This is a genomic window from Pseudomonas sp. A34-9 (assembly GCF_029543085.1).
In the GTDB taxonomy this organism is placed as follows: Bacteria; Pseudomonadota; Gammaproteobacteria; order Pseudomonadales; family Pseudomonadaceae; genus Aquipseudomonas.
The window spans coordinates 5,263,038-5,277,514 of sequence record NZ_CP119967.1 but is presented as its reverse complement, the minus strand read 5'-3'; the positions used below and the strand labels follow the sequence as shown (position 1 = coordinate 5,277,514).

Sequence of the window (14,477 nt, the reverse complement as noted above, 5' to 3'; positions counted from 1 at the left end):
ATGCACGGCGAATCTCCAATCAAACGTCGCGTTTCGCGCAAGATCTGGGTCGGCAACGTACCGGTGGGCGGCGACGCGCCGATCGCGGTGCAAAGCATGACCAACAGCGACACCAATGACGTGGCCGCCACCGTTGCGCAGATCAACCGTCTGGAAGCCGCTGGCGTCGACATCGTCCGCGTTTCGGTGCCAGACATGGACGCCGCCGAGGCGTTCGGCCGAATCAAGCAACTGGTCAAGGTGCCGCTGGTCGCCGACATTCACTTCGACTACAAGATCGCTTTGCGCGTAGCCGAACTGGGCGTGGACTGCCTGCGCATCAACCCGGGCAACATCGGTCGTGAAGACCGCGTGCGTGCGGTGGTCGATGCCGCCCGTGATCGCGGCATTCCGATCCGAATCGGCGTCAACGCCGGTTCCCTGGAAAAAGACCTGCAAAAGAAATACGGCGAGCCGACGCCAGCGGCGCTGGTTGAGTCCGCTCTGCGTCACGTTGAACACCTCGAACGCCTGAATTTCCAGGACTTCAAGGTCAGCGTGAAGGCCTCCGACGTGTTCATGGCCGTCGAAGCCTACCGGTTGCTGGCGAAAGAAATCGTCCAGCCGCTGCACCTGGGCATCACCGAAGCCGGTGGATTGCGTTCGGGCACAGTGAAATCCGCCGTGGGCCTAGGTATGCTGCTCGCCGAAGGGATTGGCGATACCATCCGCATCTCGCTGGCGGCCGACCCGGTCGAGGAAGTGAAGGTCGGTTACGACATTCTCAAGTCTTTGCATCTGCGTTCCCGTGGCATCAACTTCATCGCTTGCCCGAGCTGCTCGCGGCAGAACTTCGATGTAGTGAAAACCATGAACGAGCTGGAAGGGCGCCTTGAAGACCTGCTGGTGCCGCTGGATGTCGCGGTGATCGGTTGCGTGGTCAACGGCCCCGGCGAAGCCAAGGAAGCCCATATCGGCCTGACCGGCGGCACGCCAAACCTGATTTACATCGACGGCAAGCCGTCGCAGAAACTGACGAATGACAATCTGGTGGACGAGCTGGAAAAGCTGATTCGCCAGAAAGCGGCCGAAAAGGTCGAAGCTGACGCTGCCGTTATTGCGCGCGGCTGAGCCTGACTGAAGCGCCGAACGAATTTAAGGATTTAAAGTGAGCAAGTCTCTGCAAGCCATTCGTGGCATGAACGACATCCTGCCCGAACAGACCCCGCTGTGGCGTTATTTCGAGGGCACCGTTGCGCGTCTGCTGGATAACTACGGTTACAAGCAGATCCGCATGCCGATCGTCGAGTTCACCGAGCTGTTCAAGCGCTCGATCGGTGAAGTGACCGACATCGTCGAAAAAGAGATGTACACCTTCGAAGACCGCAACGGCGACTCCCTGACCCTGCGTCCGGAAGGCACCGCGGCGTGCGTGCGTGCCGTACTCGAACACGGCATCACCGGCGGTGGCCAGGTGCAGAAACTCTGGTACATCGGCCCGATGTTCCGTCACGAGCGTCCGCAGAAGGGCCGTTATCGTCAGTTTCACCAGATCGGTCTGGAGGTGTTCAACCTCGACGGTCCGGACATCGACGCCGAACTGATCATCATGACCTGGCGCCTGTGGGGCGAGCTGGGTATCCGTGATGCGGTCAAGCTCGAACTCAACAGCCTGGGCACCAGCGAGTCCCGTGGCCGTTATCGTGAAGCGCTGGTCGAGTACCTCTCGGCGCACCACGACAAGCTCGACGAAGACAGCCAGCGTCGCCTCAAAACCAACCCGTTGCGCGTGCTCGACACGAAAAATGCCGACACTCAAGCGGTGCTGGTCGATGCGCCGAAAATGGCCGACTACCTCGACGACGAATCGCGTGCGCACTTCGAAGGTTTGAAAGCGCGTCTGGATGCCGTTGGCATTCCTTACGTGCTCAACCCGAAGCTGGTGCGTGGCCTCGACTACTACAGCAAAACCGTTTTCGAATGGGTCACCGACAAGCTCGGCGCTCAGGGCACGGTTTGCGCGGGCGGCCGTTACGACGGTCTGGTCGAGCAGATGGGTGGCAAGCCAACCACGGGCGTCGGTTTCGCCATGGGCATCGAGCGTCTGGTGTTGATGCTTGAAACCCTGGAGCAGATCCCGGAAGAAATCTCCCGTCAGGTCGATGTCTACCTCTGCGCCTTCGGTGAAGAAGCCGAGCTGGCCGGTCTGGCCCTGGCTGAACGTGTTCGCGATCAACTTCCAAACCTGCGTCTGCAAGTCAATGCCGGCGCCGGCAGCTTCAAAAGCCAGTTCAAGAAGGCCGACAAGAGCGGTGCGCTGTACGCACTGATCCTCGGTGACGACGAAATGGCCCAGCAAGTGGTAGGTTTCAAACCCCTGCGTGGCCAGGGCGAACAACAAAGCATTGCCTGGGATGCGCTCGCCGCTCACCTGGCCACCTGCGTCGTGCAGGGTTGAAGCTGTCCAAACAGCCGATTTAGCGATTAAGGAGTATTGGGGTGTCGAGTACCGAAGACGAACAGTTGGCGGATTTGAAGGACTGGTGGACACGCAACGGCAAACCTCTGGTCACCGGCGGCCTGTTGGCGCTGGTCATCGTGTTCGGCTGGCAGGCTTATCACAAGTATCAGAGCAACCAGTCGCAAGGCGCCTCGGTGCTCTATCAGCAACTGCTGGAAACCACGCTGACGCCTGACGGCAAGCCTGATGCCGCCCGCGTTGCGGACCTGGCCGGCAAGCTCAACAGCGAATTCGGCGGTTCTGCCTACGCGCAGTACGGTAGCCTGTTCGTGGCCAAGGTGGCTGTCGATAGCGGCAAGCTGGATGACGCCGCGACCGAGCTCAAAGCCATCGTCGACAAACCGGCCAACCCGGCGCTGGGCGAAATCGCCCGTCAGCGTCTGGCGCAGGTACTTGGCGCGCAGAACAAGGCCGACGACGCCCTGAAGCTGCTCGACGGCGATGCCGACAAAGCGTTCCTGGCCACTCGCGAAGAACTCAAGGGCGACCTGCTGGTACAGCTGGGCCGTACCGATGACGCGAACAAGGCGTATCAAAAAGCCAAGGCGGCACTGTCGGATGAAGCGGCGGTCGGTGGCCTTCAAATCAAGCTCGACGACCTGGCCAAAGGGGATGCGTGACGTGATCCGTTGGAAGCATGCAGCATTGCTGGCTCTGGCCCTTCTGGCCGCGGGTTGCAGCAGCAACAGCAAGAAAGAATTGCCACCGGCTGAACTGACCGACTTCAAAGAAGAAGTGGTTCTGCACAAGCAGTGGAGCCGTTCGATCGGTGACGGTCAGGGCGAAACCTACAACATGCTGGTGCCGGCGATCGACGGTGACACCATCTACGCGGCCGATGTGACCGGCGTGGTGATGGCCATGGATCGCAGCAACGGCGACGTGAAGTGGAAGCAGGATCTTGACCTGCCTGTCTCCGGCGCCGTTGGCGTGGGTTACGGTCTGGTGCTGATCGGTACGCTGCGTGGCGAAGTCGTCGCTCTGGACACCAGCAATGGTGAAGAGAAGTGGCGTGCTCGCGTGACCAGTGAAGTTCTCGCGCCGCCGGCCAACAACGGTGACGTGGTGGTGGTGCAGACTCAGGACGATCGTCTGATCGGTCTGGATGCCTCCACCGGTACCCAGCGCTGGGTGTATGACAGCACGCCGGCCGTACTGACCCTGCGTGGCACCAGTGCTCCGCTGGTCACCAACCGCCTCGCGGTGGCTGGACTGTCGACTGGTAAAGTGGTCGCTCTGGACATTTCCAACGGCGTGCCGGTCTGGGAACAACGCATTGCGATTCCACAAGGCCGTTCGGAACTGGAGCGCGTGGTCGACATCGACGGCGGTCTGCTGTTGTCCGGCGGTACGCTGTACGTTGCCAGTTACCAGGGGCGCGTGGCGGCTCTGGACCTGGAAAGCGGTCGTCAACTCTGGCAGCGCGATGCGTCGAGCTACGCCGGTATCGCTCAGGGTTTCGGCAGCGTTTACGTGAGCCTGTCCTCGGGCACCGTTGAAGGCGTCGACGAACGTTCCACCACAGCCTTGTGGAGCAACGATTCGCTGGCTCGCCGTCAACTGTCGGCACCGGAAGTGTTCTCCAGCTATGTTGCAGTCGGTGACCTGGAAGGTTATCTGCACCTGCTGAGTCAGGTTGACGGTCGTTTCGTCGGCCGTGAGCGCATCGACAGCGACGGCCTGCGTGCCCGTCCGCTGGTGGTGGGTGACACGATTTATGTCTATGGCAACAGCGGCAAACTGGAAGCCCTGACCATCAAGTAACAACTATGCTTGGGGTTAAACCCCCAGGCGGCCCCGGATTCATGGGGCTTGCAGCGCTAACAGGCGTTGCCCCGAGCACCAGCCGCTGCCTCGCAGCGGCTTTTGTATTTTCTGAAATAACGAAGTGGAGAGCCGCATGGTTCCCGTAATCGCCCTGGTGGGCCGACCGAACGTCGGCAAGTCCACCTTGTTCAACCGCCTGACCAGGACTCGCGACGCCATTGTCGGCGACTTGTCCGGTCTGACCCGTGATCGCCAGTACGGTGAGGCCAAGTGGCAAGGGCGTTCCTACATTCTCGTCGACACCGGTGGTATCTCCGGTGACGAGCACGGTATGGACGAAAAAATGGCCGAGCAGTCGCTGCTGGCCATCGAAGAAGCGGATGTTGTGCTGTTCCTGGTAGATGCCAAGGCCGGCTTCACCGCCGCCGACCAGATGATCGCCGAACACCTGCGCAAACGTAACAAGCGTTCTTATGTGGTTGCCAACAAGGTCGACAACATCGACCCGGAAATGGCCCGCGCTGAATTCGCTCCATTGGGCATGGGCCACGCGATTCCGATCGCCGGTGCTCACGGCCGTGGCATCACCCAGATGCTGGAAATCGCCCTGGGTGATTTCCCGCGCGACGAAGAAGAGCCGGAAGAAGGCGAAGAAGAGATCGTTGCCGAAGGCGAGGAAGCCAAGCGCATTCCGGGCCCAAGCGAAAAAGACGGCATCAAGATCGCTATCATCGGTCGTCCGAACGTCGGCAAATCGACGCTGGTCAACCGCATGCTCGGTGAAGACCGCGTCATCGTCTACGACCAACCCGGCACCACCCGCGACAGTATCTACATTCCGTTCGAGCGCAATGAAGAGAAGTACACGCTGATCGACACCGCCGGTGTGCGCAAGCGCGGCAAGATCCACGAAGAAGTCGAAAAATTCTCCGTGGTCAAAACCCTGCAGGCGATCAAAGACGCCAACGTGGTGATCTTCGTGATGGACGCCCGCGAAGGTGTGGTCGATCACGACCTCAACCTGCTCGGTTTTGCCATCGAGTCGGGTCGTGCGCTGGTGATCGCGATCAACAAGTGGGACGGCATGACGCCGAGCGAGCGCGACTACGTCAAGGTCGAGCTGCAGCGTCGTCTGTTCTTCGTTGATTACGCCGACATCCACTTCATCTCGGCCCTGCACGGCACTGGCGTGGGCAATCTCTACGCTTCGGTACAGAACTCGTTCAAGTCGGCGGTCACCCGTTGGCCGACCAACCGTCTGACCCAGATTCTGGAAGACGCGGTTGGCGAGCACGCGCCGCCGATGGTCAACAACCGCCGGATCAAGCTGCGTTACGCTCACCTGGGTGGTGCGAACCCGCCGATCATCGTGATCCACGGTAACCAGATCGAGAAAGTGCCGAAGTCGTACGTGCGTTATCTCGAGAACACCTACCGTCGTGTACTGAAGCTGGTCGGTACGCCGATCCGCATCGAGTTCAAGGGCGGCGAGAACCCGTACGAAGGCAACAAGACCACGCTGACCGACCGCCAGGTCAACAAGAAGCGTCGCTTGATGTCGCACCATAAAAAAGCCGACAAGAAGCGCCGCGACAAGAAATAAGGTCGCGGGTCGTTGATCGTTCCAATGCTCCGCGTGGGAATGTATCCCGTGACGCTCTGCGTCACATGAGCGACGGACGCAGAGCGTCCAAGGCTGCATTCCCACGCAGAGCGCGGGAACGATCAACATGAGAGAAGGGTGCCATCCGGCGCCCTTTTTTTATGGGCGCCGGATGGGCTATCCTCGGGCTCTCCCGCGCCGTCGTCAGAGCCGGGTGTTGAGCAGGGAACCCCCGATGATCACCAGCAAGCTGCCGAATGTCGGCATCACTATTTTCACGCAGATGTCTCAGCTCGCGGCGCAAACCGGCGCGATCAACCTGTCCCAGGGTTTTCCTGATTTTGACGGCCCGCAGTCATTGCGTGACGCGGTAGGTCGGCACATCGCCAGTGGCCATAACCAATATTCACCGATGACCGGTTTGCCGGCCTTGCGCGAGCAGATTGCAGCGAAAATCGCCCGCAGCTATGGCGTGCAGGTCAATGCCGACAGCGAAGTGACGGTCACGCCAGGTGCCACCCAGGCGATCTTCTGTGCGATTCAGGCGGTTATCCACAGCGGCGACGAAGTCATCGTCTTCGATCCGTGCTACGACAGCTACGAACCGGCGACGGAGTTGGCGGGCGGTCGTTGCGTGCATGTGCAACTGAAACCGGACGATTTCTCCATCGATTTCGACCAGCTCGCCGCGGCCCTCAGTCCGCGTACGAAAATGATCGTCATCAACACCCCGCACAACCCGAGCGGCGCTTTGATCAGTCGTGCCGAGCTCGATCAACTGGCGGCGTTGATCCGTGGTCGCGACATCTACCTGATCAGTGATGAAGTTTACGAACACCTGGTATTCGACGGCGTGCCCCACGTCAGCGTGCTGGCCCACGAAGAGCTGTATCAGCGCGCGTTCGTGGTCAGCTCGTTCGGCAAGACTTATCACGTCACCGGCTGGAAAACCGGTTACGTCGTCGCGCCGCCAGCCCTGACGGCTGAATTGCGCAAGGTGCACCAGTACGTCAGTTTCTGCGGCGTCACGCCGTTGCAATATGCCCTGGCCGATTACATGGCCGAACATCCGGAACACGTCGAAGAGTTGCCGGGCTTTTATCAGGCCAAGCGCGATCTGTTCTGCGATCTGCTGGCACCTTCGCGCTTCAGCTTTACTCGTGTCACCGGCACCTATTTTCAACTGGTCGATTATTCGCAGATTCGCCCCGACCTGAACGATGTCGAGATGGCGATGTGGATGACCCGCGAGCACGGCGTGGCGAGTATTCCGGTGTCGGTGTTCTACCAGAACCCACCTGAAGGCCAGCGCCTGGTGCGCTTGTGCTTCGCCAAACGCGAGGAGACGCTGCGTGAAGCGGCGGCGAAACTATGCGTGATCTGAGTGCGTTACCCGATCTCAACCTGGCGCTGATCCAGACCAGCCTGGCCTGGCACGACCGCCAGGCCAACTTCGAGCATTTCGAGGTGTTGCTGGAGCAGGCGCGCGGGGCGGATCTGATCATCCTGCCGGAAATGTTCACCACCGGATTTTCCATGGAGTCCGAGACCCTCGCCGAAGCCGAGAATGGTCCGACCACAAAATGGCTGCGCGTTCAGGCGGCCAAACTTAACGCGGTGATCACCGGCAGTGTGATTATTCAGGCGTCTGACGGCAGCCATCGTAATCGCCTGCTGTGGGCGCGGCCGGATGGCGAAGTATTGCATTACGACAAGCGTCACCTGTTCCGTATGGCCGGTGAGCACAACCACTACACCCCTGGCGAACGGCAGGTGCAGTTCGAACTCAAGGGTTGGCGTATCCGCCCGCTGATTTGTTACGACCTGCGTTTTCCGGTGTGGAGCCGCGATGCGCAAGATACCGATCTGTTGCTGTACACCGCCAATTGGCCGGGCGCGCGGCGTTTGCACTGGAATCGCCTGTTACCGGCACGTGCGATCGAAAACCTTTGTTATGTGGCGGCGGTGAACCGCGTCGGCACCGACGGCAAGGGCTTCGCTTACACCGGCGACAGTCAGGTACTGGATTTCCAGGGTGAAACCTTGCTGGCGGCGGGGGAGGCGGACGGGGTGTTCAAGGTGGTGCTGGAAGCGGCGCCATTGGCGGCTTATCGTGAGCGCTTTCCAGCGAATCTGGATGCCGACACCTTCGAGTTCACCTGAGGTAACTGATCGTTCCCACGCTCTGCGTGGGAATGCAGCCCGTGACGCTCCGCGTCACTGGACGCAGAGCGTCCCTTGAGGCATTCCCACGCAGAGCGTGGGAACGATCGTAGACAAAAAAAGGCCCCGGAGTTCGCACTCCGGGGCCTTTTGCATTTCAGCGGTCGATTACGCCGCTTTCGCCTCAGGCTGGCTCAGCGAGCGATTCAACGCGCTGAACAGCGCCTTGAAGCTGGCGGTGGTGATGTTTTCATCGATACCCACGCCATGCACTGCACGCTCACCGTTCACGCGCAGTTCGATGTAGGCCGCTGCCTTGGCGTTGGTGCCCGCGCCAATCGCATGTTCGTTGTAGTCCATGATCTCCACCGGAATCGGCAGGCCGGCCACCAGTGCTTCCAGCGCACCGTTGCCCTTGCCGCGCCAGTGCAGGTTGGTTTCGCCCTGACCTTTGCTCGCCACTTCCACTTCAACATTGCTGTTGCCGTTTTCTTCCTGCAGGCGATGGCTGACCAGCGCATACGGAGTGTTGGCTTGCAGGTATTCGCTGATCAACAGCGAATGAATCTGCTTGGCGGTCATCTCCAGGCCCAGACGGTCGGTTTCACGCTGCACAACCTGGCTGAATTCGATCTGCATGCGACGTGGCAGGCTGATGCCGTATTCCTGCTCCAGCAAGTAAGCGATGCCGCCCTTGCCTGACTGGCTGTTGACGCGAATCACCGCCTCGTAGCTGCGGCCAATGTCGGCCGGGTCGATTGGCAAGTACGGAACTTCCCAAAGCGCGTCCGGTTTCTGCTGGGAGAAGCCTTTGCGGATCGCATCCTGGTGCGAGCCGGAGAACGCGGTGTGCACCAGGTCGCCGACGTACGGGTGACGCGGGTGAACCTGAATCTGGTTGCACTCCTCGACCACTTTGCGCACGCCATCGATGTCGGAGAAGTCCAGCTGCGGGTCGAGACCCTGGGTGTACATGTTCAGGGCGACGGTGACGAGATCGACGTTACCGGTACGTTCGCCGTTGCCGAACAGGCAGCCTTCGACACGGTCGGCGCCGGCCATCAGGCCCAGTTCGGTCGCCGCAACGCCAGTGCCACGGTCGTTGTGGGTGTGCAGGCTGATGATCACGCTGTCACGACGGTTGATGTTGCGGCCGAACCACTCGATCTGATCGGCGTAGATGTTCGGAGTTGCACATTCAACGGTGGCCGGCAGGTTGAGGATCATCTTGTGCTCAGGCGTCGGGTTCCACACCTCGATCACCGCATCACAGACTTCCTTGGCGAATTCCAGCTCAGTGGCACTGAAGGTTTCCGGCGAGTATTCGAAGGTCCATTCGGTTTCCGGCTGCATCGCGGCGTATTTGACGAACAGCTTGGCGGCGTTGACGGCGATGGCCTTGATGCCGTCCTTGTCTTGGTTGAAGACAATGCGACGGAAAGACGGCGAGGTGGCGTTGTACAGGTGGACGATGGCTTTCTTCGCGCCACGGAGGGATTCGAAGGTGCGCTCGATCAAGTCTTCACGGCCCTGGGTCAGCACCTGAATGGTGGTGTCGTCCGGAATGTGGCCTTCTTCGATCAGGGTACGCACGAAGTCGAAGTCGGTTTGCGAAGCGGCCGGGAACGACGCTTCGATCTCTTTAACACCGACCTGAACGAGGGTTTTCCAGAAACGCAGCTTCTTCACCGCGTCCATCGGCTCGATCAGCGACTGGTTGCCGTCGCGCAGGTCGGAGCTGCACCAGATCGGCGCGGCATCGATGGTTTTCGATGGCCAGGTGCGATCCGGCAGGTTGATGACAGGAAACGCGCGGTATTTCGAAGACGGATCTTTGAGCATGCTCATCGGGAAATTCCTTATTGTCTGGGCCGAAAAGAGGCGGCCTGCCGGTGTTACGAATGATCTGGGAAAAGCGTGGGACGAGGCGCAGCGATTCAGCCTGGCAGTCGTGCGCTGACAAGGCACAAGCTGCGGTGCTGGCGAAGCTGAATGAGGGTGTGAGAGGTTTTCATGCCTTCAACCCTAACCGCGGGTGGGAAGGATGGCAAGCAGTCGGAAAAAATTGAGAGGAATACTCGGAAAGCGAGTTTTTGCGCGATTTTATTGTGCGTAATAAAGGCCATTGTTTAGTTTTTTGCGCGGGGTTCGGTTGGGGCGCAATTGATTTTTTGGGGGGTCATTGAGTATTGCGGTGTTGTACAGGCCGCCTTCGCGAGCAGGCTCGCTCCCACAGGGGATCTTTGTTGTTAATAAGATCGAGTGTGGGAGCGAGCCTGCTCGCGAAGAGGCCGGTCGCCTCAACACATATTTAAGGCTGGAATGCACCAATAAAAATCGCCGGATCCACCCGCGCATCGTTCAGGCTGACATTCCAATGCATATGCGGCCCGGTCGCCCGCCCCGTCGAGCCCACCTTGCCGACCACTGCGCCCCGCGCCAATTGATCACCGACCTTCACATCGATTTTCGACATGTGGCAGAACATGCTGATAAAGCCCTGCCCATGGTCGACAAATACCGTATTGCCGTTGAAGAAATAGTTGCCGGTAAGGATCACTTTGCCCGCCGCCGGGGTCTTGATCGGCGTGCCCGCCGGCACCGCGAAGTCGAGGCCGGCGTGCGGGTTGCGCTCTTCACCATTAAAGAAGCGGCGCACGCCAAACTTGCTCGACAGCGGCCCGTTGACCGGTTTGTCCAGCAGCAGATTGCTCGGCGTGTTCGGGCTGAAGCTGCGGTAGGCCTTGATCTGCTCGGCCAGTTCGCCTTCGATGCGTTTAAGGTTCGATTGATCCGGATTGACCTGCTGCTTGTTCTTCAGGGTGATGCGCTGTTCCGGGTATTTCTTGTTGCCCACGGTGAACGGCAGATTGCGCCCGCCACTGCTGATCTGTTGCGCGCCCGGCTTCACAGTCAACGGCACGCCGACAATCGCCAGCCAGTTGCTCTGTTCCTTGACCACCAACACCGGCTTGCCCTGATAGGTGGCTTTCGGCGCCTGCGCGGCAGTGCCGAGATCGACCACCGCCACACCGCCCGGCACGGGTTTGTTCAGCAGCCGGGTGATGTAACTGTCGGCGTGGGCATTGAAGGTCAGGCAAAGCAAAAACAGTGGAGCCAGAAAACGCGGCATGGATCAGTCCAGTAAAGAAAGGGTGACAGGCGTCAGGTGATTGTCCTCGACGCGCACTTGCAGTTCGCCTTCGCCCAGTTTGGCTTTGAGACGCTGGCCGGTGTGGGTTTGTGCCGCGTTGCGGATCGCGTGGCCGCGCTCATCCAGCAAAATGCTGTAACCCCGGCCCAGCGTTGCCAGCGGGCTGACCACGTGCAGTGTCTGCATCTGACTGTGCAATTGCAGGCGACGATTTTTCAGGCCTTCGCGCATGGCTCGCGGCAATCGTTCGGCGAGGCTGTCGAGACGCTGGCGCAACATCGCCAGTTGTCGCCCCGGATGTTGCCCGGCGAGGCGGGTTTCCAGGCGAATCAAGCGTTCACGACGGGTATTGAGATGGCGCTCGAAAGCGCGGCGCATACGCATGTCCAGATCGTCCAGGCGCTGTGCCTGCTGGCGCAGACGTTCGCCGGGATGGCGCAAGCGACGCGCCATGCCTTCCAGACGCAGACGATCACGCATCAAGCGGTCGCGCATGCGCATCACCAGGCGCCGATGCAGGCTCTCGACCTGACGGATCAAGTGACTGGAATCGGGGGCGAGCAACTCGGCGGCGGCGGACGGCGTCGGTGCGCGTACGTCGGCGACGAAATCGCTGATCGACACATCGGTTTCATGGCCAACGGCGCTGACAATCGGCGTCACACAGGCATCAACGGCGCGGGCCACGGCTTCTTCGTTGAAGCACCAGAGGTCTTCCAGCGAGCCGCCGCCACGGGCGAGGATCAGCGCGTCGAAGCCACGGGCATCGGCCATTTTCAGCGCACGGACGATTTGCGCCGTGGCTTCGCGGCCCTGCACGGCGGTCGGAATCAACGTCAGCTGCACTTGCGGCGCACGGCGGCGGAACACACTGATGATGTCGCGAATCACCGCGCCGGTGGGCGAACTGATGATGCCGATGCGCTGCGGATGCGCTGGCAACGGGACTTTGCGTTCGGCACTGAACAGGCCTTCGGCACTGAGTTTTTCTTTCAGTGCATCGAACGCAAGGCGTAGCGCGCCGTCACCAGCCGGTTCGACGGTGTCGAGAATCAGCTGATAGTCGCCACGGCCTTCGAACAGCGAGACCTTGCCACGCACCTTCACCGCCAGGCCGTCCTTCAGTGCCTGACGCACCCGCGCCGCGTTTTGCCGGAACAACGCGCAACGCACCTGCGCACCACTGTCCTTGAGGGTGAAATAGATGTGGCCGGACGCCGGGCGGGCGAGGTTGGAGATTTCGCCTTCGACCCAGATGTTGCTGAACACGTCTTCAAGCAACACCCGCGCGCGGCCGTTGAGTTGGCTGACGGTCAGGACTTCACGGTCCAGGCCAAGTCTTGCAAAGGGATCTTTAATCATGGGGCGCAGTTTAAAGGCATTCTCGCCGTAATTGCACCGACCCTGTAGGAGCTGCCGAAGGCTGCGATCTTTTGATCTTGATCTGTGTGAAAAAGATCAAAAGATCGCAGCCTCGTTTCACTCGTCAGCTCCTACAGAAGATGAGGTGAACGTCTGGAGGAAGTGTTGGATCAGTGGCGTCGGGTTCTGGCGATAGGCGAGGGCGACGGTGCTTTGGCAGTCGGGGTCGCTCAGTGGCAGGAAGCGTACGCCGGGCGGGGCCAGATCCTGCATCGACTCCGGCAGCAGGGCAATGCCGAATCCGGCTTGAATCAACTGCAATTGCGTGGTCTTGCGCGACATCACCCGCGCCGCTTTCGGGAAAAAGCCCTGACGCATGCACAGGTCTGCACATAAATAGCTCAGGCCGCCGCGCTGTGGATGGGGAATGGAAATGAACGGTTCATTTTTCAGTTGCGCCAGTTCGACCAGGGACGAACCGGACAACCGATGTTCGGCCGGAACGGCCAGCAGCAACCGCTCGGTAAACAGCGGCACAATCTGAATACCTTCACGCTGACGAAGCACGGGCAGGCGCAGCAAGCCGATATCGAGTCGGCCCTCGGCCAATTCTTCAAGCTGCGCCTCCGAGGACAGTTTGCCGATGTCCAGCGACACACCTTGTTGCTGATCGAGGTAGCGGCTGATGTCACGCAGCAGGCGCCCACTGATCGGTACGGTGCTCGAATGACTCAGGCGCAATGTACCGAGTTGGCCGTTACCGACTTCGGTGGCCATGGCGCTGGCTTTAATCAGTTCGTTGAGCAGATTTTTCGCACGCGGTAAAAATGCTTCGCCCGCCGCGGTGAGGCGGGGCTGGCGCGCGGTGCGTTCGAACAGCGATGTTTGTAGCTGAGTCTCCATCTCCTTGATCTGCCGGCTCAGCGCCGATTGCGCGATGAACAAACGTTCCGCCGCCGCACTGAAGCTGCCGGATTCGGCAATTTCCACGAAGTAGCGCAATTGACGGGTTGAAAGCATCAGGTATGCCTTTTTGAGATCGGTTGTTGGCTTTGAAGATATTAGTCGCAACGCTCGGCGCTGGCTAAAGTCATCTCAGGCTTATTAAGGAAGTAGACCCATGAGTGTGGCGGGGCTGTTGAGCGAGTGGTCGTGGGGCGTCGGCGCTTGGGCGGTGATCGGGCTGGGCATTGCCTTGGCTTACATCGTGTTCGGAATTGCCGGATTCGGCACGGCGCTGGTGGCGGCGCCGATTCTGATTTTGTTCATGCCGTTGTCGAAAATCGTGCCGTTGCTGGTGCTGCTGGATTTCGTCGCGGCGTTCGGCAATCTGCTGCCGTCGCGGCGGGATGTGGCCAAACCCGAGTTGCTGCGGCTGCTGCCGTGTATGGCAGTCGGTTGCACGCTGGGGGTGATTTTTCTGCTCAACCTCAAATCCGATGTGTTGCTGTTGTTGATGGGGCTGTTTATCAGCGCCTATGCGATTTACAGCTTGGGGGTGAAAGCGCGGCCAACGCAATTGTCGGCGGGGTGGGCAGTGCCGATGGGTACGGTGGGTGGGTTGTTCGGTGCGCTGTTCGGCAGTGGCGGCTTTCTCTATGCGATTTATCTCAACAGCCGGCTGCCGAAAGACGCGGCGCGGGCCACGCAAAGTGCGTTGATCAGTTGCAGCACGGTGGTGCGTTTGAGCCTGTTTGCTATCGCCGGTGTATATGCCGAGCTACCCTTGTTGATGCTGGCGCTGTGTCTGTTGCCGGCCATGGTGCTGGGGTTGTGGATCGGGCGGCGATTGACCATGAAACTGTCGCGCGAGGCGTTTGTGCGGCTGGTGACGTGGCTGGTGCTGGCGAGCGGGCTCGCGTTGATCGGGCGTTACCTCAGCACTTGACCGGATTTCGTCAGGGATTAAGCTGCCGGCCGCCATTCCC

General features: G+C 60.1%; 12 protein-coding genes. 8 read left to right on the top strand and 4 right to left on the bottom strand.

Translation table 11 applies throughout. The features are described from left to right. The 7 genes from ispG to P3G59_RS23430 all read left to right on the top strand — a co-directional run bounded on the left by ispG (position 1) and on the right by P3G59_RS23430 (position 8,033). Positions 1 to 1,110 (top strand): flavodoxin-dependent (E)-4-hydroxy-3-methylbut-2-enyl-diphosphate synthase, encoded by a 1,110-nt coding sequence (gene ispG, locus P3G59_RS23460; protein ID WP_277759160.1) that lies wholly within the window; start codon positions 1 to 3, stop codon positions 1,108 to 1,110. A 37-nt stretch (positions 1,111 to 1,147) separates the two neighbouring features. Continuing rightward, positions 1,148 to 2,437, top strand: a complete 1,290-nt coding sequence (gene hisS, locus P3G59_RS23455; RefSeq protein WP_027612134.1) for a histidine--tRNA ligase — start codon at positions 1,148 to 1,150, stop codon at positions 2,435 to 2,437. Positions 2,438 to 2,478: 41 nt separating this feature from the next. Beyond that, positions 2,479 to 3,120, top strand: a complete 642-nt coding sequence (locus P3G59_RS23450; protein WP_122599078.1) for a tetratricopeptide repeat protein — start codon at positions 2,479 to 2,481, stop codon at positions 3,118 to 3,120. Beyond that, on the top strand, positions 3,113 to 4,264 hold the full coding sequence (gene bamB / locus P3G59_RS23445) for an outer membrane protein assembly factor BamB (protein WP_141128386.1): 1,152 nt from the start codon (positions 3,113 to 3,115) through the stop codon (positions 4,262 to 4,264). The genes P3G59_RS23450 and bamB overlap by 8 nt, the downstream gene beginning before the upstream one ends. A gap of 136 nt (positions 4,265 to 4,400) precedes the next feature. Continuing rightward, entirely contained in the window at positions 4,401 to 5,870 is a 1,470-nt protein-coding gene (der, locus tag P3G59_RS23440) for a ribosome biogenesis GTPase Der (protein WP_007950048.1), read from the top strand. 235 nt (positions 5,871 to 6,105) lie between these two features. After that, on the top strand, positions 6,106 to 7,254 hold the full coding sequence (locus tag P3G59_RS23435) for a pyridoxal phosphate-dependent aminotransferase (RefSeq protein ID WP_277759159.1): 1,149 nt from the start codon (positions 6,106 to 6,108) through the stop codon (positions 7,252 to 7,254). Next, positions 7,242 to 8,033 (top strand): amidohydrolase, encoded by a 792-nt coding sequence (locus P3G59_RS23430; RefSeq protein ID WP_277759158.1) that lies wholly within the window; start codon positions 7,242 to 7,244, stop codon positions 8,031 to 8,033. The genes P3G59_RS23435 and P3G59_RS23430 overlap by 13 nt, the downstream gene beginning before the upstream one ends. Positions 8,034 to 8,201: 168 nt before the next feature. On the opposite strand, the gene leuA is transcribed toward P3G59_RS23430, so the two are convergent. The 4 genes from leuA to P3G59_RS23410 all read right to left on the bottom strand — a co-directional run bounded on the left by leuA (position 8,202) and on the right by P3G59_RS23410 (position 13,569). Then, entirely contained in the window at positions 8,202 to 9,881 is a 1,680-nt protein-coding gene (gene leuA, locus P3G59_RS23425; RefSeq protein ID WP_277759157.1) for a 2-isopropylmalate synthase, read from the bottom strand. A 463-nt stretch (positions 9,882 to 10,344) separates the two neighbouring features. Next, entirely contained in the window at positions 10,345 to 11,166 is an 822-nt protein-coding gene (locus P3G59_RS23420; RefSeq protein WP_277759156.1) for a M23 family metallopeptidase, read from the bottom strand. 3 nt (positions 11,167 to 11,169) lie between these two features. Beyond that, entirely contained in the window at positions 11,170 to 12,549 is a 1,380-nt protein-coding gene (xseA, locus tag P3G59_RS23415) for an exodeoxyribonuclease VII large subunit (protein ID WP_016984362.1), read from the bottom strand. A 117-nt stretch (positions 12,550 to 12,666) separates the two neighbouring features. Continuing rightward, positions 12,667 to 13,569 (bottom strand): LysR family transcriptional regulator, encoded by a 903-nt coding sequence (locus P3G59_RS23410; protein WP_277759155.1) that lies wholly within the window; start codon positions 13,567 to 13,569, stop codon positions 12,667 to 12,669. Positions 13,570 to 13,669: 100 nt separating this feature from the next. On the opposite strand from P3G59_RS23410, the gene P3G59_RS23405 reads away from it, so the two are divergent. Continuing rightward, positions 13,670 to 14,437 carry a sulfite exporter TauE/SafE family protein gene (locus P3G59_RS23405; protein WP_277759154.1) on the top strand — a complete coding sequence of 256 codons (768 nt, stop codon included), beginning with the start codon at positions 13,670 to 13,672 and terminating at the stop codon, positions 14,435 to 14,437. The last annotated feature ends 40 nt before the right edge of the window (positions 14,438 to 14,477 follow it).

Excerpts from the sequence above, each read along its gene's own strand:
- P3G59_RS23430 (WP_277759158.1), top strand. The coding sequence starts at position 7,242 with ATGCGTGATCTGAGTGCGTTACCCGATCTCAACCTGGCGCTGATCCAG.
- P3G59_RS23405 (WP_277759154.1), top strand. The coding sequence starts at position 13,670 with ATGAGTGTGGCGGGGCTGTTGAGCGAGTGGTCGTGGGGCGTCGGCGCT.
- P3G59_RS23410 (WP_277759155.1), bottom strand. The coding sequence starts at position 13,569 with ATGCTTTCAACCCGTCAATTGCGCTACTTCGTGGAAATTGCCGAATCC.
- P3G59_RS23435 (WP_277759159.1), top strand. The coding sequence starts at position 6,106 with ATGATCACCAGCAAGCTGCCGAATGTCGGCATCACTATTTTCACGCAG.
- ispG (WP_277759160.1), top strand. The coding sequence starts at position 1 with ATGCACGGCGAATCTCCAATCAAACGTCGCGTTTCGCGCAAGATCTGG.
- P3G59_RS23420 (WP_277759156.1), bottom strand. The coding sequence starts at position 11,166 with ATGCCGCGTTTTCTGGCTCCACTGTTTTTGCTTTGCCTGACCTTCAAT.
- der (WP_007950048.1), top strand. The coding sequence starts at position 4,401 with ATGGTTCCCGTAATCGCCCTGGTGGGCCGACCGAACGTCGGCAAGTCC.
- bamB (WP_141128386.1), top strand. The coding sequence starts at position 3,113 with ATGCGTGACGTGATCCGTTGGAAGCATGCAGCATTGCTGGCTCTGGCC.
- xseA (WP_016984362.1), bottom strand. The coding sequence starts at position 12,549 with ATGATTAAAGATCCCTTTGCAAGACTTGGCCTGGACCGTGAAGTCCTG.
- leuA (WP_277759157.1), bottom strand. The coding sequence starts at position 9,881 with ATGAGCATGCTCAAAGATCCGTCTTCGAAATACCGCGCGTTTCCTGTC.